The organism is Arthrobacter sp. THG-b23, assembly GCF_059091265.1.
The window spans coordinates 78,303-104,666 of record NZ_JBNHGM010000010.1 but is presented as its reverse complement, the minus strand read 5'-3'; the positions used below and the strand labels follow the sequence as shown (position 1 = coordinate 104,666).

Sequence of the window (26,364 nt, the reverse complement as noted above, 5' to 3'; positions counted from 1 at the left end):
GCCATCGTGCCGCTCACCGTCCACTTTCCCGTCAACACCCTGGCGCTCAAGCGCGGCGGCCTGGTCAAGGCGGTGCGCACCCGGGCCAACACGCTGGCCGGGAACGGGGCGGCCGAACAGGTCTGGATCGAAGTGCTGGGCCTGCAGCACCGGCTCGCCAGCGATGTGGCCGGCCTCAAGGCGGACGGCCATCTGCATCCGGAGGTCAAGGTCCGCAGCGTCCTGTACGGGCTGGATCCGAGCCCCGGGACGGAAACCCGCCAACCGGTCCAGCCTCCGCCCGAGGACGACTACGACATCGTGCCGGTGGGCAACTCTGGGCTGGCCTTCGGGTACTTCCGCGACGGGATCCAGGACTGCTACGTGCGGTTCCACCCCGAAGGCACGGTGGCCGCCGTCGAACGGCTGGCCCCGAACCGCGCGCGGCTTCGCCGGGAGGAGATGGACGAACAGGGCCGTCTGGTGCTGGTCCAGCATTTCCAGGAGTCGTCCAAGACGCCCACCGCCCAGCGCCTGATCGGCCGCGACGGCCGCTGCTTCCTGACCATCACGCACCATCCCGGCTCACCCAAGTGGGGGCGCAGCTACCTGTTCGACGGCGTGGCCCGCGACGACGGCGATGCCCTCACCTTTGCGGACCCGGGCGAGCTCTACCGGCACGCCTTCGAACACTTGCTGGCCGGAGAAGACGCGCCGGTACTGACCTCGGAATTCCGCGAGAACCTGAATAACCTGCCCGGCCGGAACCTGGACGATGTGGTCGGCAGCGTCAGGCATCCGAACCTACGGCGCATCGCCGCCGTGCACAGCAACCACCTGGAGCCGCCGTACGTCGCGGGATCCGGTGTCAGCCGCAATTGGCGCCGGCTGTTGGACAACCTGGGCGGCTGGGACGGGGTGGTGCTGCACACCGATGCGCAGCGCGAAGACATCGCCGCCGAATTCGGCCACGCCGACCGGCTCCACACCATCGGCCAACTGGCGCCGCCGGAGCAGCCGGCGCCGGCGGGACAGCCCGGGCAGCCGGCGCGGGCGGAAGCGCCAGGGCAGCCGGCGCCAGGGCAGCCGGCGCCGGAGCACGCCACCGATCCGAACCGGCTGGTGATGGTGGCCCGGCTGCACCCGAAGAAACGGGCCGACGAGGCGATCCGGGTCTTCGCCCTGGTGCACGCCTCCAACCCCCGGGCGCGGTTGGAGGTCTTCGGCTTCGGTTACGGCGACGAGGAGGAAGGAGCGGTCAAGGCGCTCATCGACGAACTGGGCGTCGGCGCCGCGGTCAGCTTCCCGTCTTTCACCAACAGCCCGGCGGACATCTACGCCACCGCTTGCGCCACGGTGCTGACGTCTGCGTCCGAGGGCTTCCCGCTGATCCTGCTGGAGAGCATGTCCTTCGGCGTGCCGGTCGCCGCCTACGACGCAAACTACGGCCCCCGCGATGTGATCCGGCACGGCGAGAACGGCTTCCTGGTGCCCTTCGGCGAGCGGCAGGCGCTGGCCGACGGCATCCTGGCGCTGATGCGCGACCCGGAACTGCGCTCGCGGTTCTCCCGTTCCAGCCGCGAAACCCTGCACCGCTTCGACGAACCCGGCTATGTCTCCGCCTGGACCAAGGTCCTCGCCGGCGGCTGAGGCCGCCCGCGGCGCTTGGCCCCGGCTCCGCGCCATGGACGCCGGGCGCCGGGCGCCGGCCATGGGTCGGCCCGCGGGCATGCGTCGCCGGCCGCCTCCGCCCGCAACTATTCGCCTTTCTTGGCGCAACTGCTGCGCGGCACCCCGCTGCGGTGAGACAATGGCCACATTGTGCAAGGGTTGTTTCATATCGCGTCCCGCCACGCACACCGTCCGGTCCCGCCCAGCCGGGACACCTAAGTACTTCTGGAGGCGAACTTGCCAGGTTTGAATCTCACCCGTGACGAAGCGCGCGCCCGCGCCGAACTGCTCCGCGTGGAGTCGTACGACGTCACGCTGGACCTCACCCGCGGCGACAAGGTCTTCGGCTCGCGCACCGTGGTCACCTTCACCGCCACGCCCGGCGGCTCCACGTTCATCGACGCCGTCACGGACACCGTCCGCTCGGTCACGCTCAACGGCAAGGCACTGGATCCTGCCGAGGTCTCCGACGGCGTGCGTATCCAGCTGCCGGATCTGGCGGAGCACAACGTGCTGGAGATCGACGCCGACGCGCTCTACATGAACACCGGCGAGGGCCTGCACCGGTTCGTGGACCCGGTGGACAACGAGGTCTACCTCTACAGCCAGTTCGAGGTCCCGGATTCGCGCCGCATGTTCGCCGTCTTCGAGCAGCCGGACCTGAAGGCGGCCTTCCGCTTCACCGTCACCGCGCCGTCGCACTGGGACGTCATCTCCAACTCCCCCACCCCGGCGCCCCGGCACGTGGGACCAACGGACGACGGCGGTGCGGCCGCCACCTGGGTGTTCGAGCCCACCCCGCGGATCTCCTCCTACATCACGGCGCTGATCGCCGGCCCGTACCAGTCCGTGCGCAGCGAGCTGACCAGCTCCGACGGCCGCACCATCCCGCTGGGCGTGTTCGCGCGCAAGTCGCTGATGCAGTACATGGACGCGGAGAACATCTTCACCCTCACCCGGCAGGGCTTCGAGTTCTACGAGAAGCAGTTCGGCACCCCGTACCCCTTCGCCAAGTACGACCAGCTGTTTGTGCCGGAGTTCAACGCCGGCGCCATGGAGAACGCCGGCGCGGTCACGTTCCTGGAGAACTACGTGTTCCGCTCCCGCCCCACGAATGCCATGGTGGAGCGCCGGGCCATCACAGTGCTGCACGAACTGGCGCACATGTGGTTCGGCGACCTGGTGACCATGCGCTGGTGGAACGACCTGTGGCTGAACGAGTCCTTCGCCGAATTCATGTCCACGCTGGCCGCCGCCGAGGCCACCGAATACAAGGGCGCCTGGACCACCTTCGCGTCGATGGAGAAGTCCTGGGCCTACCGGCAGGACCAGCTGCCCTCCACCCACCCGATCACCGCGGAGATCAAGGACCTGGAGGACGTGCAGGTCAACTTCGACGGCATCACCTACGCCAAGGGCGCCTCCGTGCTGCGCCAGCTGGTGGCCTGGGTGGGCCAGGAGGAGTTCATGGCCGGCGTCCGCGAGTACTTCGGCAAGCACGCCTGGGCCAACACGGAGCTGGCCGACCTGCTGGGCGAGCTCGAGGCCTCCAGCGGCCGCGACCTGAAGGACTGGTCCGCCAAGTGGCTGGAGACCGCCGGGGTGAACACCCTGCGCGCGGAGATTTCCACCGACGACGACGGCGCCATCACCTCGTTCGCCATCCTGCAGGCCGCGCCGGAAGGCTACCCGACCATCCGCCCGCACCGGCTCGCCGTCGGCTTCTACAACCTCGACGACGCCGGCAAGCTGGTGCGCACGCACCGCGAGGAACTCGATGTTGACGGCGAGCGCACCGAGGTGCCGCAGCTGGCCGGGCTGGCCCGTCCCGCGCTGGTGCTGCTTAACGACGACGACCTGGCCTACGCCAAGATCCGGCTGGACGAGGTGTCCCTGGCCACCTCCAAGAGCCACCTGAAGGACTTCACCGCGTCGCTGCCGCGCACCCTGGTGCTCGGCTCGGCCTGGGACGCCACCCGCGACGGCGAGACCCCGGCCCGCGAATACGCGGAGCTGGTGCTGAACAACATCGCCTACGAGACGGACTCCTCGGTGGTGCTGGTGCTGCTGCGCCAGCTGGCCACCACGCTAACCTTCTACGTGAACCCGGACGACCGCAAGCGGCTGACCGTCGCTGCCGCCGACCGGCTCTGGGAGCTGGCCGGAGAGGCGGCCGAGGGGTCCGACTCGCAACTGCAGTTCGCCAAGGCTTTCGCCGTGCACGCCCAGACCGGCGGGCAACTGGACACCGTGGCCGCGCTGCTTTCCGGCGAGCGCACGCTGGAGGGGCTGACCGTGGACGCCGACCTGCGGTGGGAACTGCTCACCTCGCTGGTGGCCGGCGGCCGCTTCGGCCAGGCCGAGATCGACGCCGAACTCGAGCGGGACCAGACCGCCACCGGCCAGCGGGCGGCCGCCCTGGCGCGAGCCGCCATTCCCACCGCCGAGGCGAAGGCGGCGGCCTGGGAGTCCGTCGTCGTCAAGGGCGAATTGCCCAACGCCACCCAGCAGTCGGTCATCGCCGGCTTCACCCGCGTGCATGACACCACGCTGCTGGAGCCCTACGCCGCGAAGTACTTCGACGCCATCGAAGACATCTGGAACACCCGCACGCACGAACTCTCGCAGCAGATCGTCGTCGGCCTGTACCCGTCGCAGCTGTCCACCCAGGCCACCGTGGACGCCACGGACGCCTGGTTGGAGTCCTTGGCCGACCGCTCCCCCGCCCTGCGCCGCCTGGTGCTGGAAAACAAGGACGGCATCGTCCGTGCCCTGAAGGCCCAGGCCGCCGACCGGTAGCCCGAAGAGCGTCGTCTCACACCGACCCGCTGCCCGCCGAAGCACTCGTTTCGGCGGGCAGCACCGTTTCCGCAAGGTGCCCGGACACCAGGGTGCGTTCTCCCGCCGTTCACCGGCACGACATCTGCCTCCCCTACGGTTCCATGAGCATTCCCCGCGAGGTGCTGCGCCTGTACTCGCGCGGATCTACAATTCCACAACGGGTGATGGCGCAAGGGAGTCCTGATGGCAGTTGCCGGGCAGTTGGCTGTCATGCTCGCTGTCTTCTACCTTCCCGGCTTCCTGGCCCTCCGGGCGCTGCGCCAGCCCGCCGTCCGGGCCCTCGTGTTGGCCCCGGCCGCCGGTACGGCGCTGGCGGCGGCCGGCACCATGGTGTGCCTGGCGACCGGGGCGCGCTGGAACCTGCTCTCGGCCGCCCTGCTGGCGGCGCTTGGCATCGGCGGGTGCTGGCTCCTCGGGCGGGTCATCGCTCCTCCCCCGGCGGCGCGGCTCGACGTGCCGCGCGCGACCGCCTGGCTGCTGGCGGCCTCCCTCGCCCTCGCGGCGCTGATCCTGGGCTCAGTGATGCTGGAGGCCATGGGCTCGATCCACCGCGTCTCGCAGGCCTGGGATCCGACCTACCACGTCAACGTCCTGCAATGGATCAAGGACAACGGCCAGGCCAGCCCCTGGAGCATCTGGCCGATCTTCGGCGGGGCACCGCCGTCGTTCTATCCCGCCGGCTGGCACGCGATGGTGTCGCTGGTCCCGGGCGACGTAGTGACGGCGGGAAACCTGGCCTGCCTGATGATCGGCTGCCTGATGTGGCCGGCCTCCCTGGCCCTGCTGGCCCGGGCGCTGTTCCCCGCCCGGCCGCTCGTGTGGGTCCTCGCGCCGGTGATAGCTTCCTCCATGCTGGCCTTCCCGGTTGTCCAGATGTTCCGTGCCGGGCAGTGGCCCAACGGCTTCGCGGCCGCGCTGCTGCCGGCAATCCTCGCACTCGGCATCGAACTGCAGTACCGGCTGCCCACGGAGGCGAAGACGCATGCCGTTGCCGCCGGCGCCCGGAGCGCAACCGCTGTCCGTCCCGTTTCTCCGGGCGCGGCCAACCCTGGCGCCGAAACCGCTGTCCGTACTGCCGCTCCGGCCGCGGCAGGGGCCGGCGAAGCTCCCCCGTCCCGCAACGGGCACGGAAGGACGACGGCGGATCTCACCGCACTGGCGATGGTCGTTGTGGGCGCGACGTGGATCCACCCTTCCGCCTTCGGCAGCCTGCTCGTGCTCGGAGGAATCTACCTGGCGCGCTTCGTCGTACTCCGCCTGGCCCGGCTCTGGCGAAGCCGCCGCGGGCTTTTCTACGCGGCGGTCGGCCTGCTGGCGGCCGCCGCGGCTGCCGCCGCGTTCGTCCTGGCCACCTCAAACCTCGTGGCCGCCGTCGTATCGTATCCACGCGGCTCCACCGCGGGCTGGGTTGACGCCCTGGCGTGGCTGTTCTTCGACCTGCCGCGCCAGCCGGACAGCGCCGACGCCACCCCGGAGAGCTACGCCGTCGTCGTCGGGCTCCTCATGGCGGCCGGAACGGTGGTGGCCTGCTTCATCCGCCGCGCCCGACCGGCCGTTGCGGGCATGGCAGCCGCCATCGTGCTCTTCATCCTCGCGGCCGGCCCGGAAGACCGCCCCTTCCGCTGGCTCAGCGGCTTCTGGTACACCGACCCGCCGCGGCTCGCGCCGCTGGTCCACACTTTCGGCGTGGTCTTCGCCGCCCTGGCCCTGCAACGGCTCTGCACGCTGCTGGCCGGGCTTATCCAGACCCGCAAGCAGGCCGGTTCGCGCCGTCCGGTGGCCACGGCGCTGGCGTTCGCCGCGATGGCCGCCGTCTTCGTCGCCTCCGGCGGCTTCCGGCACGACGTCCGGGTTGAGGCGGCCTCGATCCGCTACGGCATCACCGAGCAGCACGACGGGCGCGCGCTGCTGGGCGACGAGCAGGAGTTCATCCGCTCCCTGGACCCGCTGCTGCCCGACGACGCCATCGTCATCGGCGATCCCTTCAACGGCCTGCCCTACATCTACTCCCTCACCGGCCACCGGACCGTCTATTTCCAAAACGTCAGCAGCGCCGGCAGCGCGGACAAGGACTACCTGCGGCATCATTTCCGCGACATCGTGTCCGATCCGCAGGTCTGCGACGCGCTGCACAGCACCGGTGCCACCCACCTGTACGACGACCAGCCGATCCGCGGCTACCAGCACAGCGAAAAACACCAATGGCCGGGTTTCCACGACATTGACTTCTCCCGCGGCTTCCGCCTCATCGCCTCCCACGGCACGGCGGCGCTCTACGAAATCACCGCCTGCCGCTGAGAGGTCCGGGAGGTGTGGGCCCCTGTATAAGAACGGACAGGGTCGTGTTGTGCCGGGTGGCAGGAGCACGGGGTTTAATGGCGGCATGAACCTTTCCGAGCACCGCTACGCAGTTTCCCTCCACTGGACCGGCAACCGCGGCGAGGGCACCGCCAGCTACCGCGGCTACGGACGGGACCACGTGGTGCGCGCGGCAGGGCTGCCGGAGCTCGCCGGCACCGCCGACCCCACCTTCCACGGCGACAAGGACCGCTGGAACCCGGAACAGCTGCTGCTCACGGCCCTGTCCCAGTGCCACATGCTCTCCTACCTGCACGTCGCGGTGAAGAACGGGATCGTGGTGACGGCCTATGACGACGACGCCGAGGGCACCTTGCGCCTGAACCGTGACGGCAGCGGCGAATTCACGTCCGTGACGCTGCGGCCCCGGGTGTCCATCGCCGATCCGGGCCAGGCCGAACTCGCCCAGCGGCTCCATACGGATGCCAACAAGGTTTGCTTCATTGCGCGCAGCGTGAACTTCCCCGTCAACCACGAACCCCGGGTCGTCGCGGGCTGAGACAATGGTTCCCGACAGCATCAGCGAACAGAGACCATCGATGAGCGAAATACCCCAGACCCCCGAACAGCCCGCCGCGCACCCCGGTTCGGCCCAGCCAGCCCAAGGCGCGGCCCTTTCGTCCCGTTTCGGCCAGCCGCTGGCCACGCTGACCCCGGCGCCGGCCGCCGCGAACGCGTTCAAGCAGCCCGCGTACACGGACAACTTCTACGACGCCGTCGGCGGGCACGAAACGTTCGTGAAATTGGTGGACGTCTTCTACGACGGGATCGCGGAGGACGACGTGCTGCGTCATATGTACCCCGAGGAGGACCTCGGGCCCGCCAAGGTCCGGATGCGGATGTTCCTGGAACAGTACTGGGGCGGCCCCGGCACCTACAGCGAACAGCGCGGCCACCCGCGGCTGCGGATGCGGCACCAGCCGTTCAAGGTGGACTTCGACGCACGCGACCGCTGGCTCAAGCACATGCGCCGGGCCGTCGATGCCCTCGAACTGCCGCCGCTGCACGAACAGACGCTCTGGGACTACTTCGAGCGCGCCGCCCACTCCATGGTTAACAGCGCCTGACCTGCTCCTGCGGCGCCGCCCGCTCCGTTACAGCGAGGCGCCGCTGCGCACCAGCACGTGGCCGCGGCCGGTGCTGAGCCGCAGCCAGCGGCCGTTCCGGTACACGGCGGCCGGGTTCTCGTCGAGGAAGCCCAGCGTGAGGGCGGCAAACGCCGCGCCGGCCGGGAACTCCGCCGATTCGGGCAGCCCGCCGGCCGCCGACAGCGGCCGGCTCCAGACGGTGCTGCGCGCGTTGTTGACGATGAGCTGTCCGGGGTTGTCCGGCAGGGCCTCGGATATCTCCCGGATGCCCTCCCGGGCAGCCTCCTCCAACACCTGGGACTGCAGGCTGCCGATGTGTTCCCACCCGGAACGCGGCGGCAGCACACCCGTCCAGGATTCCGTCACAGTCGTGGGCGGGAGGGCCAGGCCCGTTTCCTCGTTCCCCATCCTGGCCAGCCGGTCTCCGACCGAGGCCAGCGTGACGGTCTCCTCGACGGCGGCCGGCGCCGACAGCGGCATGACCCGCAGCCCCAGGATCGTCGGCGTCGCCTCGCCCAGAATCCGCGGGCGCATCATGCACACGTAGGCCGCCAGCACGCTGCCGAACGCCTGCAGGTGGATGGCGCCGTCGCCGGCGGCACGGGACCGGCTGACGAACGTCTTCAAGTCCGCCGCAACCTGGGCATCGGCCAACTGCAGGACGGGCGTTCCGGTGGACATCACTGTGCGCCCTCCTGATCCGTGCCGGCAGCATGTGCACTGTTGCGGAACGGAACCGGCGGCCCGGCCCACAGCTGCAAGGCGGCGCGGTACGCGTCCGGCAGCGGCACCGGCCGTCCCGTCTCGGCAGCAACCAGCACCATGGTCGACGCGCCCAGCGCATGCACGGTGGCGGTCTCCCCTGTGACGGCGTCAACGACGGCGTAGCCCAGGTCGAAGCTCGAAGTGCCGATCCTCGTCACCCAGACGCCTATGTGCACCGGTTCGGTCCGGTAGTCCAGCGGTACCCGGTACTCGATTTCCTGCCGTCCCACCAGCGTCTGGTTTCCGGCGCCACCGAGTTCACGCAGCGTCGTACCCGGCTTGTGGCCGGCGGTAGCCGGCAGCTCCGGCCGCAGCTGGTGCAGCAGCACCCGGGCCGTCTCCAGATAGCCCAGGTAGGTCACATTGTTCACGTGTCCGTAGGAATCAATGTCGCTGAACCTCAGCTGGATCGGGAACCTTGGGGCATCGTGCGGAACGGTAGGCATGATGCCATCCTCTCAAAGCGCGGGAGCCGCAACTAACCTGCGTGCTGACTCACTGGTGTGCTCCCGCACGCGGGACGCCTCGGAGTTGAGCGGTTGAGCGGTGCCAACTACTGTCGGAGGTGTTCGTACCCGCGGGTAACCGGCAAGGAGACTACATGACCGCCATTGAGGAACACGCCGATCCGACGGCGGTGTTGCTGGAGCTGTTGGACCTCTCCGATGCCGACGGCGCGAACACGGACGAGGAGATTTTCGTCGGCGTTTCCGAAAAGCAGCCGCGCGGCCGGGTCTTCGGCGGCCAGGTGCTGGCACAATCCGTCATCGCGGCCGTGCGGACCGTGGAACCGGACCGGCCCATCCACTCCATGCACGGGTACTTCCTGCGCGCCGGCGACGCGGACCTGCCGATTACCTTCGGCGTCGAACGACTGCGCGACGGCCGTTCGTTCTCCGCCCGCCGCACCCATGCCTATCAGAACGGCGTGCCGATCCTGTCCATGATCGCCTCGTTCCAGGCCCCGGCCGAGGGGCTCGAACATCAGGAGGACTTCCCCGACGGAATCCCGGACCCGGAAACCTTGCCGAGCACCGCGGATCTGCTCGGCAAGGTGGACCACCCGGTAGCCCGGCACATGGCCTACCACCGCCCGTTCGACGTCCGCCATGTCCAGGACGCCCTCTACGTGCAGGCCAAGGGCGAACGGCAGGCGGTCAACGCCGTCTGGATGAAGACCAAAGGGCCGCTGCCCGACGACCAGGGCCTGCACCGGGCCGCGCTGGCCTTCGGCAGCGACTACACGCTCTTGGAACCCATCCTGCGCCAGCACGGCGTCAGCTGGGTTACTCCGGGCATGAGCGTCGCCAGCCTGGACCACGCCATGTGGTGGCACCGCCCGGTACGGGTCGACGACTGGCTGCTCTACGTGCAGTCCTCCCCCAGTGCCTCCGGTGCCCGCGGCCTCGCCGTCGGGAAAATCTTCAACCGGGCCGGCGAACTCGTCGCGACCGTCGCCCAGGAAGGCATGATCCGCATTCCGTAGGCCGGAGTGGCTGGCCTCCCCTGCGCCAGATAGCTGACCAAATGGAACGGCCGGGCTCCCTGTGGGGCCCGGCCGTTCCATTCATCTCTGCTAGTCGCGGGTCAGGCGGCGGTGCGTCACCCGGTGCGGCTTGGCCGCGTCCGGGCCGAGCCGCTCGACCTTGTTCTGCTCGTAGGAGTCGAAGTTGCCCTCGAACCAGTACCAGTTCGCCGGCTCTTCCTCGGTGCCTTCGTAGGCCAGGATGTGCGTGGCCACCCGGTCCAGGAACCAGCGGTCGTGCGAGACCACCACGGCGCAGCCGGGGAATTCCAGCAGCGCGTTTTCCAGGCTGGAGAGCGTTTCGACGTCCAGGTCGTTGGTCGGTTCGTCGAGCAGCAGCAGGTTGCCGCCCTGTTTCAGGGTCAGCGCCAGGTTCAGCCGGTTGCGCTCACCGCCGGAAAGCACGCCGGCCTTCTTCTGCTGGTCCGGGCCCTTGAAGCCGAACGCGGAGACGTAGGCACGGGACGGCATTTCGACCTGGCCGACCTGGATGTGGTCGAGCCCGTCGGAGACGACCTCCCAGAGGGTCTTGTTCGGATCGATGCCGCCGCGGGACTGGTCCACGTACGAGATCTTGACGGAATCGCCGATCTTCAGCTCCCCGCCGTCCAGCGGTTCTAGTCCGACGATGGTCTTGAACAGGGTCGTCTTACCGACGCCGTTGGGGCCGATCACGCCAACGATGCCGTTGCGCGGCAGCGAGAAGGACAGGTCCTTGATCAGCTCGCGGTCGCCGAAGCCCTTGAACAGGTCCTTGGCCTCGATGACCAGCTGGCCGAGCCGCGGTCCCGGCGGGATCTGAATTTCTTCAAAGTCCAGCTTCCGGGTGCGCTCGGCCTCGGCAGCCATTTCCTCGTAGCGGGCCAGGCGGGCCTTGGACTTGGTCTGGCGCCCCTTGGCGTTGGAGCGGACCCAGTCCAGTTCCTCGGTCAGGCGCTTGGCCTGCTTGGCGTCCTTCTTGCCCTGAATTTCGAGCCGGGCGCGCTTCTTCTCCAGGTAGGTGGAGTAGTTGCCCTCGTAGGGGTAGAGGTGCCCGCGGTCCACTTCGGCGATCCATTCGGCCACATGGTCGAGGAAGTACCGGTCGTGGGTCACGGCGAGGACCGCGCCGGGGTAGGACTTCAGGTGCTGTTCGAGCCAGAGCACGCTTTCGGCGTCGAGGTGGTTGGTGGGCTCGTCGAGCAGCAGCAGGTCGGGCTTCTGCAGGAGCAGCTTGCACAGCGCCACGCGGCGCCGCTCACCGCCGGAGAGCACTGTGACGTCGGCGTCGCCGGGCGGGCAGCGCAGCGCGTCCATGGCCTGCTCGAGCTGGGAGTCGATGTCCCAGGCGTCGGCGGCGTCGATGGCCTCCTGCAGCTTGCCCATTTCCTCGAGCAACGCGTCATAGTCGGCATCCGGGCTGGCCATCTCTTCCGAGATTTCGTTGAAGCGCTGGATCTTGCCGTAGATTTCGCCGACGCCTTCCTGGACGTTGCCCAGGACCGTCTTCTCCTCGTTCAGCGGAGGCTCCTGCAGCAGGATGCCGACCGTGTAGCCGGGGCTGAGCCTGGCTTCGCCGTTGGACGGGGTGTCCAGGCCGGCCATGATTTTCAGGATCGTGGATTTGCCCGCACCGTTGGGGCCGACGACGCCGATCTTGGCGCCGGGGAAGAACGACATGCTTACGTCGTCCAGAATGACTTTGTCGCCAACGGCCTTGCGGGCCTTGGACATCGTGTAAATGAATTCCGCCATGCCCTCAAGGCTAGTCGCTGCGCGGCATGATCACATATTCTGCCGCACCGCATCCCCGTGTCCCGGCAGCCCGCAAGGCTCCACCAGCCGATCAACTCGCCCGGGGCAGCTGCGCCTCCTCCTGCCGGTCCCCGTCGGCGTTGCCGCCGCTGCCGCCCAGGCCTGGCTCGAGGCCGAACTCTCCGTCGGCCCGATTCCCGTCCTCGACGCCGGCACCGGCGAGGGCCATCGCACGGTAGTCGGCGCCGCCCTGCCCGGCGTCCGCGACCTCGCGCATCGCTGCCGGCGCAGCGATTTTGGTGAACGAGGCAGAGCCGCGGCGCAGGTCGTGGCCGACGGTGTCGGCGTCGATCTCCGGAGCAGTGCCGCGCCGCCCGTCCTCGGTTGACCACTGCCGAAGCTTCAGCTTGCCGCTGACCACCACCGGATCGCCCTTGGCCAGGCTGCGCCACAGGTTCTCCGCCAACCCCCGGAAGGCCTGAACGGTGTACCAGTTGGTCTGCCCTTTGACCCACTCGCCGGTCTCCCGGTTCAACCAGTCCCCCGAGCACGCCAGCCGGAACTCCGCCACCGCATCACCGCCGTGCGTGCGCCGCTGCTGCACGTCGGTTCCGACCGTCCCGCGCACCGTAATGTAGTCGCTCATGCTCTTCTCCCGTCCGCTGTAAGCGCCGGCGCCCTGCCGACACCATCGAGCCTCGCCGCTGCGGCACCTGCGGTGAAGCGGTCCGCGCGGCATGTGGACCGCGGCGCCGGACGGTGTCCTTGTGGAGAACGGGTGGGACCACGTGGACACAGCAGCAGACGCATCGTGCCCGGCACACCGGGAACGCCCCTCCCCGCCCCTGTCTGTGAGCAGCGTCTCAAGCAAGCACGGGCCGTGCCGGGAACCGTCCGCGTGCAGGTATCGTTACCTATCCGTAATAATCTCCGACCGAACTAGGTACCAATATGCCTGACGATTCCGCTGCCGACGACAAGCCCAAGCCCTTTCTCGGACTGAGTGGCGCCCAAACTATCGCCTCGGCGCTGGCCGCGGTGACCTCCGCAGTAGTGGGGTCCTTTCTCGGCGTCGCCGGAACGCTGATCGGCGCCGCACTCGGTTCCGTCGTCGCCACCGTGGGCGCCGCGCTCTATGCCCGGACGCTGAGTTCGGCCGCCACTGTGGCCCTGAAGAAAATCCCCAAGGCTCGTGTGGGGGCCCTGCGGGAGGTCGAGAAGGTGGCCGCCAGCGCCCCGTCCGAAGCGATCGAACCGCCCACTAAACCTGCCAGAAAGCCCATCGCCCCGATGACATGGGTCAAGGTCGGACTGGCTAGCGCCGCGGCCTTCGCCATCGCGATGGTCGGCATTACCGCGGTGGAAATCGGCACCAGCCAGCCCATCTCCAGCCTGGTCTCGTCTACGACGGGTATCGACCGTGCCTCGAGCCCCCACACGACGACCCTTGGCACCCTGGGCGGCAACCAGGAGGCCGCGGATCAAACGGACGCGCCGGCCAAAAAGGACGAGGACCCCGCCAAGACCGAAGACGGTGCGGCCGACGACGCTCCGACCACGGACGATCCTGCGGTCGGCGGAAACAGCTCAACCGAAACTGAAGAGCCGGGAAATGGCGAATCGAACGGCACCGAACAGGACCCGGCCCCAGCGCCGGAACCGAGCCAGACCACCGAGCCTGCCCCGGAACCGAGCCAGGCACCGGAGCCGAGCCAGACACCAGCACCGGAAGAGATCCCGGAGCAAGGTTTAGATGGGCAGGGCAACGCGGCCGACGGTGGGGCCGACGCCGGAACCGACCAGTAGCAAGGTCCTTTCCGGGGGCTGGGTGCCGGATGCGCGGCTACGGGAGTCTGTGCCCGCCCGACGGCGCAGCCTGGGCTATGGGCGGCAGGACCGAACGGGGTCAGATCGGTACGTCCTTCTCTACTGGGGCACTGCGCCGTAGCCCTGGGCGACGACGGACGCACGGCCGCGGCCGCCATCGCGCCCGGCCTTGAACGAATTGCTAGACTAAGCACCGGCCGCATTGACGTCCACGAGAGTGGGCACTCACTGGACACATTTGGAGACTCCGAAATTGGAGTGGACAAGTGGGTGAACAGTAGCCGGCCACCAGCCTCGGTAGCTCAGCGGATAGAGCAGGAGCCTTCTAATCTCTTGGTCGCAGGTTCGATTCCTGTCCGGGGCGCAACAAGATATGCCGGCTCGGCCCGCGCAACGAAGATGGGGACAACAGCACCGCGATGCACGGTTCCCGGGGGCTTTCGGTCTGGCCTCTGCCTACTTCCGCAACGATGTTTAGGAGCACTACGTCCGGTTCCACGCCAGTGAAATCCCCGCGGCCATCGAGGACCTCGGCCCGGACCGGCTGCGACCTGCCGCTCGGACTGGACGAGCACGGCCGCATCGCAAGGATCCTGGACCACCAGCCCGGCTTCGCACTCCCACCGCCCAGCGCTGCTTCGGCCGCGGAGCTCAATGCTTTCTGTCTGCAAAACCCGGGCAGGAAGCAGCGGCGCTAGGGATAAGTCGGCCCCGGGCCACAAACCTTCGCGTTGATGGGCAAGCTGTACAAATTCGCCTTCGAACGCCTGCTAGCCGGTGAGCAGGGCACCGGTTATCACCTCGAAATTCCGGGAAAACCTGCCCAACCAGCCGGCCGAAAGCCCCAAGACTAACCCGCCGCCCGCCGCCGAGTCCCGGCGCCCCGGCTCCCGCCCGCCTTGCGGCGCGCCGCATGAGAGGCAGCAGCGCACAGTAACAGCGGGCTAACAGTTGTCGACTTTCATGGAAACGCAGCCTCTCGCTCAACGTTTTGCCCATGCGGCTGATAACGTTTAACCTACCTTGAGCCGACGCTTCGCCTTTGCTGACCGGAGGTTGCGGCTCTCTTGACCCGGCCCGTTCGTGCCCTATTGTCCGGAGCATTTCATGCCCAGCTTCCGCAGCCCCGCAGCCTCTCCCAAACGAAACCAGCGAGCCACTGCTCGTTTGGCCAGCGCAACCGCCGTCGTAATGGCGCTGGGCCTCCTGATGGCCCCCGGTGCATCCGCACAGGACCTGCAGCAACCAGCACCGGACTCGCAGGCGTCGACACCCGACGGCGCCCTGCTGCAGGCCCCCGCGGCCACCGGCCTGGGAACGGCGTCACCTTCGCCCTCCGATCTGGCGCCCGGCGACTCGGCCGGCAATGAGCCGCAGATCGACGAAGAAACCCGACTTACGCCGGGCCTCGAACAACCGGCTGAGGGCACACCACCTTCCTCCCCCGCCGTCGCCCCGGAAGAAGCCACGCCCCAGCCCTCCCCCGAAGCCGGCGACACGACCCTGACGGAAGACGAACCGGAATCCGTCGAGGTGCCGGTCGAGGAGCTCAGCCAGGAACAACTCCTTGAGCTCCTGAAGACCCTGCAGGGCGAACACGGCGCCGACATGGGCCAAGGTCTCCAGCAGCGCCGGGAACGTGAGCGGGAACTGGAACAGCCGGAAGTGCTGGCAGAACTCGACGCTCAGCTGGAAGTCCTCGACATCGAACGCACCAGCGTTGCGGCACCCGCGGCGCTCCCCTCGTTCAGCCGCACCAGATGGAAGCCCAGCGGGGTCCAGGGCATGGACGTCAGCAGTCACCAGCCCAACGTCAACTGGAAAACCGAGTGGAACTACGGGGCGCGGTTCGCCTACGTAAAGTCAACCGAGGCCTTGAGGTACAAAAACCCGTTGTTCCCGTCGCAGTACACCGGTTCCTACAACGTCGGCATGATTCGCGGCGCATACCACTTCGCCATCCCCAACGTCTCGTCGGGCAAGGCGCAGGCGGACTACATGGTGAACAACGGCGGCGGCTGGTCCGCCGATGGAAAGACCCTGCCGCCCCTGCTGGACATCGAATACAACCCCTACCCGGAACTGGGCAACACCTGCTACGGCATGTCCCCGACGGCGATGGTCAACTGGATCAAGGACTTCTCGAACACCATCAAGGCCCGCACCGGCCGCCTCCCCGCCATCTACACCACCGCGGACTGGTGGAACAAGTGCACCGGCAACAGCACGGCCTTCAAGAACCACCCGCTACACGTCGCGCACTACACCACCGGCACCCCCTGGCTGCCGGCCGGCTGGACTTCCTACGACATTTGGCAGTACAGCTCGACGGGCCCCTACTCGGGCGACTCGAATGTGTGGCGGGGTTCCTACACCGAACTGCAAAACTTCGCCCGCAACCGGACCATCACGTGGGATCGCACCCAGCGCTACGCCGCACCGGGCGACTTGAACCGGGACGGAAACGGCGACCTGCTTTCCCGACGGACGGACGGCTCACTCTGGTTCTACCCCGGCAACGGTTCGGGCGGCTACAAGTCGCCGTCCCGAATCGGCGACGGCTGGCAAATCTACAACCTCCTAATCGGGACCGGGGACTATAACGGAGACAAGTTGAACGACCTGCTAGCCCGGCAGACCGACGGGTCGCTGTGGCTGTACAAGGGCAAGGGTAACGGCGACTTCCAGGCACGCGTGCGCATCGGCAGCAGCGGCTGGAACGGCTTCACCCACATCATCGGCCCCGGCGACCTCAACCGCGACGGCACCAACGACCTCCTGGCCCGGCGGTCCGACGGCACGGTCTGGCTCTACGCGGCCCCCGGCAACGGTAAACCCGGAAACCGCAGCCAGATCGCCAGCGGCTGGGGCAGCTATACGAAACTCGTCGCCACTCGTGACTTTACCGGCGACGGCCGAGTGGACGTTCTGGCGTCCAAGGCAGACGGAACGCTGTGGTTGCAGGCAGGAACTGGCAAGACCGGCGCCCGCACCTTCGCCGCTGCCCGCAAGATCGGTTGGGGCTGGAGGTCCTTCGCAGACATCCTCGGAGTGTGGGATAACGACCGGGACAAGAAAAACGATCTCCTAACCATCAGCCCCGATGGCTCGCTGGGCTTCTACAAAGGCACCCAGATGGTCGACTCCAAGGGCTACAACGCCAGGACGCTGGTCAGCAGCACCTGGAAGCAGTTCGACACCGTAGTCACTCCGGGCGACTTCACCGGCGACGGCCACAGTGATTTGATCGGCCGTAAGGCGGACGGCACCCTGTGGCTGGTGCGCGGTACCGGCAAGGGAACCTTTGGCACGCCCGAACGGATCGGGCATGGCTGGCACATCTACAGCTCCATAGTCGGCGTCGGCGACTATAACCGGGACGGCAAGAACGATCTCGTGGCCCGGCAGACCAACGGAACCCTCTGGTTCTACGCCGGTACTGGCACCGTCAGCAGATCCAGCGAAGGCTATAAGCGCCGGGTGAAGATCGGCACCCGCGGGTGGAACCAGTTCGAGGCACTGGTAGGCACGGGCGACGTCAACCGCGACGGCAAGAACGACCTGCTCGGCGTCCGCCCTGACGGCTCGGCTTGGCTGTACGCCGGCCCGGGCAACGGCCAGCACGGCTCGCGCACACGTATCGCCACGGGCTGGAACTACTCGCAGATTGTCGGCGTCGGCGACTATGACGGCAATGGCACTGTCGACGTGGTGGCCACCAAAGCCGACGGCACCCTTTGGCTACGACAGGGACGCACGGCCAAGAACGCCTCGGCAGCCTGGTTCAACGCCGAGCGGCAGATTGCCAGCGGTGGATGGCAACAGTACAACCAAATCCTCGGACCCGGCGACACCACCTCCGACAAGAAGGTGGATCTCCTGGCCACGACCGGCGCGGGCGCCATGTGGCTGTACCGGGGCAACGGCATGACGAACGACGGTTTGGCCAAACGGCGCAACGTGGGGAAGCTCTAAGCTGTTCAAGTAGGTCCACCCCTCCGACGTCAGGATTCACTGTTGCCCATCGCGTCCCGCCTTCAGCCTCTCGCCGCCCGGATCCTCACCGAGGCCAACAGCGTGCTGACGGAACGCCGCGTGCGAACCCGGCTGGCCGGCGCCAACAGGGACGCCGGCAACCGGTACGACTGCGTCCTGTACTTCGCTGACGACCCGGACAGCGCCTATCAGGTCAGGCAATGGCTGGCTCCCATGGCGAAGCTGGCAGAGCGCCACCGGGTCGCGGTTCTGGTGCACCGGCCAGCCACGGCGGCGAAACTGCTCCCTGATTCCCCCCTGCCGGTGTTCCTCACCAAGGGCATCGCGGAGGTGGAGGCTTTCATCGAACGCGCCGGCGTCCGGATGGTGTTCTACGTCAATAACAACCGGGATAACTTCACGGTTCTCCGCCTGCCGGCCCAAGTGCATGTGCACCTGAGCCACGGGGAGAGCGACAAAGTGTCCATGGTCTCCAACCAGCTGAAGGCCTATGACTTCGCCTTCATCGCGGGCCCTGCCTCCCGGGAACGCATCCTCACCGCCCTTCAACGGTTTGATGAGTCCCACCTGGTGGAAGTGGGACGGCCGCAACTGGACTTCGCCGCTTCTGCGCCGCAAACTAAGAACGACGGCGGACGCCTCACCGTACTGTACGCACCCACCTGGGAAGGGGACCGCCCGGCCATGGCGTACGGCTCGCTGGCCAGCCATGGACGGGAGATTGTCGGCTCCATCCTGGCTGATGCCCGCTACCGCTTGGTCTTCCGGCCGCATCCGCGGACCGGCAGCAGGCTCGCCGCCCACCGTGCCGCCCTGCACGAAATTGAAAAGATGATCGTCTCTGCGGAAAAGGCGGAGCCAGCGGGCCACCGGGTGGACACGGCTGCCGACTTTTCAGCCGCCATGGCGGAAGCGGACCTGTGCATCTGCGATATCTCTGCCATGGCCTTGGATTGGCTTCCGGGCCGGAAACCCCTGCTCATGACGAAGCCTGCGGACCCCGGTGCCCACATCGATGCACAAGGCGTGGCCGCCAAGACCAGGCTCATTGACCAGTCCGAGGCGGCACGGACGCCTGCGCTGTTGGCCGAGGCCGCAGCAGGCGGAATCGACCCCGACCAACTGCAGCTAATCGCCCACTACTTCGGCGACACTGCGCCGGGCGCGAGCACTGCGCGGTTCGTCAGCGCGGTGGGTAAGATCCTCTCGGAACAGCCGGAGGCCTAAGACAGCAAGCGGTCCACCACGCGTCCGGCGGCGTTGCCGTCGTCGCGCGGTGCGTACTTGGCCACAAAATTCTTGAGCCTTAGCTCGCGCGCAGGGTCACTCGAACGGCTCTCATCTATCGCGTCGAACAGTTCGTCCTCGGTCTGTGTCACAGGCCCGGGCAGTTGGGTGTTGTAGTCCAGGTAGAAACCGCGCAGAATGTCGCGGTAATTTTCCAGGTCGTAGGCATAGAAGATGATGGGCCGCTGCAGGATGGCGTAGTCGAAGAAGACCGAAGAATAGTCGGTAATCAAGACGTCGCTGGCCAGGTAGAGTTCCTGGATTTCGGGAAACTTGGAGACGTCATAGACGCAGGCGCGTGCCTCGTCCGGAATCTTCACGGCGTCGCTGACCAGCACATGCATGCGCAGCAGCAGCACGGTGTCGTCACCGAAGCGGTCTTTGAAGGCTTCCACGTCGAACGGCAATTCGAACCGGAACCGTCCCGTGCCGGTCGACTGGTCGTCCCGGAAGGTCGGAGCGTAAAGGACCACACGCTTGCTCTCAGGGATGCCCAGTTTCCGCCGGACGGCGGCGGAACGCAGCTCGGCGTCCGGTCGCACGAGGATGTCGTTGCGGGGGTACCCCAGCTCCACAACCTCGCCCGTGTAGCGGAAGGCACTCCTGAACGCTTCCGTAGCAAAGGAGCTGGGTGAAAGCAGCGTGGTCCACTGCCGGATGGCTGCGTCCACGCGGGAGATATAGCCGGGATCCCGGCCATGGACGGTGTCCAAGTCGTGAACCATCCTCTTGAGTGGCGTTCCATGCCACGTCTGGATAAAGACCCCGTCCTTGCGACGCCGAAGGTAGTGCGGGAAATTCTGGTTATTAACCCAGTATTTCGCCTTGGCCAGATACCAGTAATATCCGGGGGACAAGCGCTTCACCACTGTGGTATTGGGGTCGGACGCCGGTAGCTTCCCTTGGTAGACCCAGACCTTGCGGCGGCTGTCCCCCCGCCGCAGCAGCTCTTCGTAGATATAGCGCGGACTGTCGGCATACTGTTTTCCCAGCCCGGACTCGAACACCATCAGGTCCGTGTCCATAGGCGTCTTCGAAACCAAGGCGAACATCCGCCGCATGCTTGGGAAATAGAAGCGGCTGCGTCGGAACCTGCCAAACAACCGTTCCAACAGCTCCGGGTCTATGGCTTTTTTCCACCGGGGTTCAGCGGGGCGGGCTTCCGCTACCGCTTCGAAGATCCGCTGGCAGTTATTGGTGTCCCGGAAGGCCAGGAAACGGCGGGATCGGGCGACACTCGCTGCCCTAGGGGTGCAGCCGCGCAGCAGCGTGGACTCCAGCTGATCCAGCACGGCGGACCGGGCAAAAGCAATTTCGCCCGGCAATTCCTCATCCAAGTCCAGGTGGGATCCTTGCGGTCCCAGGAACCGCCCGCGGTCAAACTGGAAGTAGTGCACCGGTTTCTCAAGGAAACTGAAGTCGAAGCCCACGCTCGAGTAGTCGGTCAGCAGGACAGCGCTTTCCTTGAGCAGGTACTGCACGTCCACCTCGCCCTGCGAGATAACACGCGCCGGTGCCCCCGAGAAGTGGTGCCGGAACTGCTGCATGTTCGGATGCAGACAGAAGATCACCTCGGCGTCGTGCTTATCAACCAGGGCACGCAGTCGTTCGTCGTGGAGCAGCGCGTTCCACTCCTGGAAGTACTCGGACTCTTCGAACTGATCCGGGTTCTGAAGCCAGTCCCGCCACGTCGGAATAATCAGGATCTGGTTCGGCCGCACCGACACGTCGCCGGCGAAGAGCGCGTCAAACCGCGACAGGCCGGTAACCAGCACGTCCTTGGGCGGATAGCCAAAGTCGCTGACAATGTATTCCTTTTCCCGTTCTGAACTGACCATGAACAGGTCGGTGTCGAATCCGGGAGCTTTTTTGCCGTAGTTCGGGACCATCCATTTGGTACCCATCACGCCGTGCTGCAGGAACACCTTGACGCCTCCCACTGCCATGCGAAACTGCGGGAGCCACGTGGGGTACAGGAAGTCGGGATGGTGCGAGCCAATGAACCGTTCGGCCCGCAGAGCCAGCTCGAAATGTTCCTTGGAGCGGTAATTCACCACGTGGTCCAGCCCGTCCAGGTTGCGGAGGTCCGGCGACGCAGGGTCGATCACGTAGTAGGCGTCGATTTCAGGGTGCTCCCGCCGCATGTAGCGGAAGAAATGCAGTCCGGTGTCTTGGGCCTTGTAGGGACGCTCCCCCACAAGCCAGACTGGCTTGCGGTCGGTCTGGGCCTCCAGCAGCCGGCTTTTCCGGGTCTGCTCCCGCAAGAATTCGAAGGCATCGGTATCCATGAGTTCGACGTGGAAAGACGTGTTTTTGGCTTTGAAGGTGTAGTAGGGCGTGATGGCCAGCGTTTTGTCTCCCCGCTTTTGCCATCCGGGACGGCTAAGTTTACGCGTAACGTATCGGGTACGTCCCACGCGGGTGCGCTGCGGTTCGGTTGCACCTACCGCACGGATTTGGAGCCAGGCATCCAGAATCTCGTCGCGCGCTAATTCTTCGTTGGGGACGGCGCGCAAGTCCAAGAGGGCATGCACCTTGTATCGACGGAGCCCGTATTTGCGCCGGGTCGCCTCGGCATCCAACACGAATACGGCCGTTGAAGTGTAGCGGGCTCCACTCTCACGCCCAAGCAGCATCAACTCCACTGCTTCAGCCTCGCCATGGCGGGTGACCAGCGTTGCCCGCAGGTCCACCCTTCCCCTGTGCACGGCCAACCGATGGACGTAGACGGCGTTATACGGCTTCAACGGCCGGTTTGCCGCCAGTGACAGCAGTCCGAGCCGGTTGATGTAGGGTTCAAAGGTGCTCCCCTGGACCACGACCCTTCGGAGTGAACCAACTTCTGTGTCGGCGAAACGTCCGAATGACGCCCACGCCGTCATGGTCTTGTCTCGCGCCAACGAACCGTCGGTCATCGCGGATTGAATGTCGGCGTACCGTTTCCCGCTGGCCTCCGTCAGGACAGGGAACCCCCGATCCTCGTCGAGGATGTTGGTGCTGAACCTCGGCAGGTCCTTGGCCGCCGCCCGAAACTGGACGAAGAGACCCAGGGTTTCACCGTCCTCGCCCTCCGGGAGAGACGCGGCCGGCCGCGCCAGGTCCGCCAAGTCAAGCTGGACGGCGTAGCTGCGGCTTTCCCTTCGTGCTGCGGCGGGGGCCTCCGTTACGTCGGCAAGTTTGGTCCAGTTGCCGCCCGCATTCTTGCTCCACAGGGAGGCAGGCCGAAGTTTGGTGGAAACACTGAACCCGGCACGCAAAACCGGGCCCCGCTGCTCCAGGCGCAGCGAATGAAAGTCCTCCCTCGCCGTCCCACCGCCTCTGTAGGCAACCCTGCGGGCAGCGGACGCTGCACCCCGCAGGCCGCCGGAAGCTCGTGTCATCACTTTTCGCTTTCAAAGGTACTGGGGACGGGGAAGTAGGCGTCAAGGAAGCTACTAATCAATGAATCCACCTTTAGGCTGTTCGCCCCAGTTCTATCGACTTCATTAAGGCAGAACACGTCGGCGTCTTTTAGCCACAGCAAGCGCAGTAACTTGGCTTGAGCAGATGGGTCATTAACGTCGCAGTATCGGTAGGAAATTTCTCCTGGAACAGCCGCACCAATCGCAAATCCGAAGTAGTGGGACAAAGACGACGGCACGGAGACATCCGTCCAGTCTCTAAACTTGCTCCGCTGTGTACGCAACATCTCCTCGGGATACTCCGCCTCCAAGCTTGACAAGGTGCTCACGCGTTGAGAGTGGGCAACATGGCGAAACTTCCGTTCGATCGTTCGCCCAAAATACGCTTCCAGCAGCGCACGGTTGTTTTTTACCGCGCTATCAACGGGCAATTCCTCGGGAGACGGCGGGTTGAATTCCACCGTATGCTCCGACATGAAGAACTGGGTTAGACCGTTCGCATGGAAAAACATTTCTGGAGCCACGGGACGCCCAAAGAATACGTCGTCGTTCATGTAGAGAAAGTGTTCACACAAACCGCTGATATGGTGCAGTTGAGTCTCGATAGCGTGCGAGTTGAACGTAGGTAAGGCATCGGGATCCGTAAAAACATCTCGGTGGTCCACAACGGTGATTCGTCCGTTAGACGTTGACAGCCATTGTGGCCTCTGCCCCGCCGTGACCACGTACACATGGTTGACCCAAGGTGCAAAATAATCCAGCGATCTCAGTGAATAACGAAGTTCACTGCGGGAGAAAAAGCGCGCTTCGTTAACGGCAGTAACGTTCCTGTGCGACTGTCTGCTAGCGGCCATGGCTTGAACCATGCTGCGCTGCCACGCCGGGTCCTTACCGTCCACCCACGTGTAGACCACGTCTATGGGAAAACTAACCGAAGTTAGCTCGGGCATATCAGGGCGGCCAGACTTACCAGGCAGCAACCCGACGCCCAAACGGTGGTCGCCCAACACCCTATTTCCATGCCCTACCGCTTCGAACACGATTGATGGCACGGGACTACAGTCTCCGGACACGGGAATGGATTTCCCGTTCGATTTGATCAAAAAGGGGCGGCCGACGACCGCCGCCGCAATGGCGGCAAGAGCGGAGGACCAATGGTGGGTTGCTATTTCCACCATCTTTGCCGCGCCGCCGTTGGATGGCAACACCCGGTAATCGATGTTCGCTGCTAGCAATGCCTGAAGCACCACTCTGCTTGTTGCATCACGCACATCCCTCGCCGAGTAGCGATCGAGGGAGCGGACGCCGCATCGTGCAGATAAGGGAAGCGAGGCGCACAAATCATCTCGACAGAGTGCAGGTGTGAGCGAACGAAGCAGCTGGTGTGGAGCCCTCCCTGCAAACGCATGAAAAGCAGCTTGCATCACACGCTGCGGAACAACTTCGGCCACACGGCCTTTAAGTCCAAGGCGCATGACTTGCCTTCCCCGAACGTCCTCGACTGATCATCTCGCAACTGGCACTTCGCTGCTCGCTACCCGACTTGCGCCAGCTTAGCAATGCGCTCTTGATTCGGGTGGGTACATTTCGGGTTAAACGAACCGGTGCGAGAAGATAGCAACTTGATGTTGAGAGTACGCCTCGGCGTCTCTTGTTTCACAGGAGTTTGACATCACGTTAGCAGCTGAGACTGGCGTCGGCGCTCCGCATCTAAAACATGCGGAGTCACTTCGCAGCGACGTCCAGGGGCTTCGTGCAATAGCCGTGGCTCTGGTAGTTGCCTATCACCTCTGGCCTGAACGTTTAACGGGCGGATTCGTCGGCGTGGATGTCTTCTTCGTGATCTCCGGTTTCCTGATCACTTCCCATTTGGTCAGACAGCCTCCAACCGACTGGCACGGGTTGACCGGTTTTTGGGGGCGCAGGATTCGCCGGCTCTTACCGGCAGCGTTCGTCGTCCTTGCGGCCACCGCCGCCGTGTCGAGGTTGGTGGCCCCGCCCACGCAATGGGGCGCAATTGCGAAAGAGATAGTCTCGTCGACACTGTACGTGCAGAACTGGATGCTGGCCGGAAGTTCGATCGACTATCTAGCTGCAGAGAACGCCCCCACCCCCACACAACATTTTTGGTCCTTGTCGCTAGAGGAGCAGTTTTACCTCCTCTGGCCGGTCCTCGTGCTCGTCGTCTTCTGGTCTGCGTCGAAACGCGCAATGAATGCACGGTTACTTCTCCTGGCCGCGGTATCCCTCGTCGTCGTCCTCTCTCTGGCTTATTCCGTCACCGCCACCGCTTCTGAACCGGGCAGCGCGTATTTCGTCACGCCGACCCGCATGTGGGAACTGGGCTTGGGCGGTCTCGTGGCTCTAGTAGCACCAAAGTCTGCGGCAAACCTGCAAAGCCCTGCTCGTTCAACTCTCGCGTGGATCGGGGTTGCAGCAATCCTCTCTGCCGGTGTGCTGTACACGGGGTCCACGCCGTTCCCGGGATACACCGCGCTGCTGCCGGTCGCGGGCACCGCGTTGGTAATCTTTGCAGGCGCTGAGGGGAGGCTCTCCCCCACCGCGCTGATGAGGAACCGGCCGGTCCAGTGGCTGGGTGATGTTTCCTACTCGGTATATCTTTGGCACTGGCCCTTGATCGTCTTGCTGCCGTACGTCAGCGGAGGAGAACTTGGCTGGCTGGACAAGGCGATAATCTTGGCAGCGACACTAGTGTTGGCAGGCCTAAGTAAAACGTTCATAGAGGACCGCTTTAGATTCCCATCCAGCCAAAACAGGCTAGCGCCCACGTACGGATTCGCGGCTGCTGGCATTGTGCTGCTCACGGCGGTGGGCGGCGCGCAACTAGTCGAAGTCCAGCAACGCACTACGCAAGCAGAACAACAACTCGCTGTCACGCTTAATACCGGCGATCCGTGCTTTGGTGCCGCTGCCATCGCCCGAGGCTTTGACGAGTGCGTCCCGGACCCTCATGCACCAGTAGTACCCGAGCCATCACTCGCCAAAGACGACAGGGCTGATGCCTACGCTGACGGCTGCTGGTCGAACCAACCGTTCACTGGCCGTCCCGTTTGCATTTACGGGGATGGGCCCACCAAGGTGGCGCTCGTCGGAAACTCACACGCCGGTCAATGGCTGCCGGCGCTGCAAGTGTTGGCCGAGCGGAACGATTGGACGATCTCCACCTATCTGGTCTCAAGGTGCAACCCGACGTCGGTCCCTCTACAATTCGATACCCAGGAGAAGACGGCCAATTGCTCCGCCTACGGAGAGTGGGTGCTGGATGAAACATCCGGCGATGCGTTTGATCTGATCGTCACGTCCGAACGTCAGTCCATCCCGGTTCAGGGAAAATCGTGGGCCAATACCGAAGAACCTGCTGTTGACGGCTACCGAAACTTCTTGTCCCGTTGGGCGGAGAGCGGCGCCAGCGTCCTCGTGATCAAGGATCCGCCTTACCCCGGCAAAACCGTCGATTCGATTCCTGACTGCCTCGCCGAAAACCCAGGCAATCCTCAGAAATGCTCGGGCACGCCCGCCGAGTGGCATTGGATGGACCCCCTTACCTCGGCAGCCCATGACCTGAACCACTCCAGGATCAGCACCGTTAATCTAGACGGCTACTTCTGCTCTGACGGTTCGTGCCCTGCAGTGGTGGGGTCGGTGGTCACCTACTTTGATGCCTCCCACATCACGGCTACGTACGCGCTAACCCTTGCCCCCTATCTAGAACGCCCGATTCTCAATGCCCTTGCAAGTAAGTAACCACCAGCGGCGTAGGTCAGGAACAGATTCCGTGCACCATGATGTCACAGGGGCTCTTACGTTTCTTCCTCTACCCGCCTGCGGACGCCATCCGACGCACCTTCGGCCTCCGACGCGATAGAAGCGC

16 protein-coding genes and 1 tRNA gene are annotated in these 26,364 nt (G+C 65.5%); 11 read left to right on the top strand and 6 right to left on the bottom strand.

The window, feature by feature from the left end:
* The first annotated feature begins 6 nt into the window (after positions 1–6).
* From AC5RVD_RS15535 to AC5RVD_RS15515, 5 genes are all read left to right on the top strand, one after another.
* On the top strand, positions 7–1,629 hold the full coding sequence (locus AC5RVD_RS15535; RefSeq protein WP_494127422.1) for a glycosyltransferase: 1,623 nt from the start codon (positions 7–9) through the stop codon (positions 1,627–1,629).
* 267 nt (positions 1,630–1,896) lie between these two features.
* On the top strand, positions 1,897–4,449 hold the full coding sequence (pepN, locus tag AC5RVD_RS15530) for an aminopeptidase N (protein ID WP_494127441.1): 2,553 nt from the start codon (positions 1,897–1,899) through the stop codon (positions 4,447–4,449).
* Between the two features lie 225 nt (positions 4,450–4,674).
* Positions 4,675–6,789, top strand: a complete 2,115-nt coding sequence (locus AC5RVD_RS15525) for a DUF6541 family protein (protein ID WP_494127421.1) — start codon at positions 4,675–4,677, stop codon at positions 6,787–6,789.
* A gap of 85 nt (positions 6,790–6,874) precedes the next feature.
* Positions 6,875–7,348, top strand: a complete 474-nt coding sequence (locus tag AC5RVD_RS15520; protein WP_494127420.1) for an OsmC family protein — start codon at positions 6,875–6,877, stop codon at positions 7,346–7,348.
* Positions 7,349–7,388: 40 nt separating this feature from the next.
* Positions 7,389–7,916 (top strand): globin, encoded by a 528-nt coding sequence (locus tag AC5RVD_RS15515; protein ID WP_494127419.1) that lies wholly within the window; start codon positions 7,389–7,391, stop codon positions 7,914–7,916.
* A gap of 27 nt (positions 7,917–7,943) precedes the next feature.
* Here AC5RVD_RS15515 and AC5RVD_RS15510 read toward each other — a convergent pair whose 3' ends face one another.
* Positions 7,944–8,618, bottom strand: a complete 675-nt coding sequence (locus AC5RVD_RS15510; RefSeq protein ID WP_494127418.1) for a DUF8185 domain-containing protein — start codon at positions 8,616–8,618, stop codon at positions 7,944–7,946.
* Positions 8,618–9,148: an acyl-CoA thioesterase gene (locus AC5RVD_RS15505; protein WP_494127417.1), complete on the bottom strand. Its 531-nt coding sequence runs from the start codon at positions 9,146–9,148 to the stop codon at positions 8,618–8,620. The genes AC5RVD_RS15510 and AC5RVD_RS15505 overlap by 1 nt, the downstream gene beginning before the upstream one ends.
* Positions 9,149–9,303: 155 nt before the next feature.
* Here AC5RVD_RS15505 and AC5RVD_RS15500 point away from each other — a divergent pair, with 155 nt between their 5' ends.
* Positions 9,304–10,188 carry an acyl-CoA thioesterase gene (locus AC5RVD_RS15500; RefSeq protein ID WP_494127416.1) on the top strand — a complete coding sequence of 295 codons (885 nt, stop codon included), beginning with the start codon at positions 9,304–9,306 and terminating at the stop codon, positions 10,186–10,188.
* Positions 10,189–10,278: 90 nt separating this feature from the next.
* Here AC5RVD_RS15500 and ettA read toward each other — a convergent pair whose 3' ends face one another.
* Together ettA and AC5RVD_RS15490 are read right to left on the bottom strand one after the other, a co-directional pair.
* Entirely contained in the window at positions 10,279–11,961 is a 1,683-nt protein-coding gene (ettA, locus tag AC5RVD_RS15495; protein ID WP_493999891.1) for an energy-dependent translational throttle protein EttA, read from the bottom strand.
* Positions 11,962–12,052: 91 nt separating this feature from the next.
* Positions 12,053–12,607: a single-stranded DNA-binding protein gene (locus AC5RVD_RS15490; RefSeq protein WP_494127415.1), complete on the bottom strand. Its 555-nt coding sequence runs from the start codon at positions 12,605–12,607 to the stop codon at positions 12,053–12,055.
* 305 nt (positions 12,608–12,912) lie between these two features.
* On the opposite strand from AC5RVD_RS15490, the gene AC5RVD_RS15485 reads away from it, so the two are divergent.
* From AC5RVD_RS15485 to AC5RVD_RS15470, 4 genes are all read left to right on the top strand, one after another.
* The gene (locus tag AC5RVD_RS15485) at positions 12,913–13,767 is read left to right on the top strand and encodes a hypothetical protein (RefSeq protein WP_494127414.1); all 855 of its coding nucleotides are present in this window, start codon (positions 12,913–12,915) and stop codon (positions 13,765–13,767) included.
* A gap of 312 nt (positions 13,768–14,079) precedes the next feature.
* Positions 14,080–14,152, top strand: a tRNA-Arg gene (locus AC5RVD_RS15480).
* Between the two features lie 803 nt (positions 14,153–14,955).
* Positions 14,956–17,763: a GH25 family lysozyme gene (locus AC5RVD_RS15475; protein WP_494127413.1), complete on the top strand. Its 2,808-nt coding sequence runs from the start codon at positions 14,956–14,958 to the stop codon at positions 17,761–17,763.
* Between the two features lie 42 nt (positions 17,764–17,805).
* Positions 17,806–19,011 carry a CDP-glycerol glycerophosphotransferase family protein gene (locus AC5RVD_RS15470; RefSeq protein ID WP_494127412.1) on the top strand — a complete coding sequence of 402 codons (1,206 nt, stop codon included), beginning with the start codon at positions 17,806–17,808 and terminating at the stop codon, positions 19,009–19,011.
* Here AC5RVD_RS15470 and AC5RVD_RS15465 read toward each other — a convergent pair.
* Together AC5RVD_RS15465 and AC5RVD_RS15460 are read right to left on the bottom strand one after the other, a co-directional pair.
* Entirely contained in the window at positions 19,008–22,451 is a 3,444-nt protein-coding gene (locus tag AC5RVD_RS15465; protein WP_494127411.1) for a CDP-glycerol glycerophosphotransferase family protein, read from the bottom strand. The two genes, AC5RVD_RS15470 and AC5RVD_RS15465, sit on opposite strands and share 4 nt — an antisense overlap.
* Positions 22,451–23,923, bottom strand: a complete 1,473-nt coding sequence (locus AC5RVD_RS15460; RefSeq protein WP_494127410.1) for a stealth family protein — start codon at positions 23,921–23,923, stop codon at positions 22,451–22,453. The genes AC5RVD_RS15465 and AC5RVD_RS15460 overlap by 1 nt, the downstream gene beginning before the upstream one ends.
* 220 nt (positions 23,924–24,143) lie before the next feature.
* Here AC5RVD_RS15460 and AC5RVD_RS15455 point away from each other — a divergent pair, with 220 nt between their 5' ends.
* Positions 24,144–26,237, top strand: coding sequence for an acyltransferase family protein (locus tag AC5RVD_RS15455; protein ID WP_494127440.1), 2,094 nt, complete (start codon positions 24,144–24,146; stop codon positions 26,235–26,237).
* The last annotated feature ends 127 nt before the right edge of the window (positions 26,238–26,364 follow it).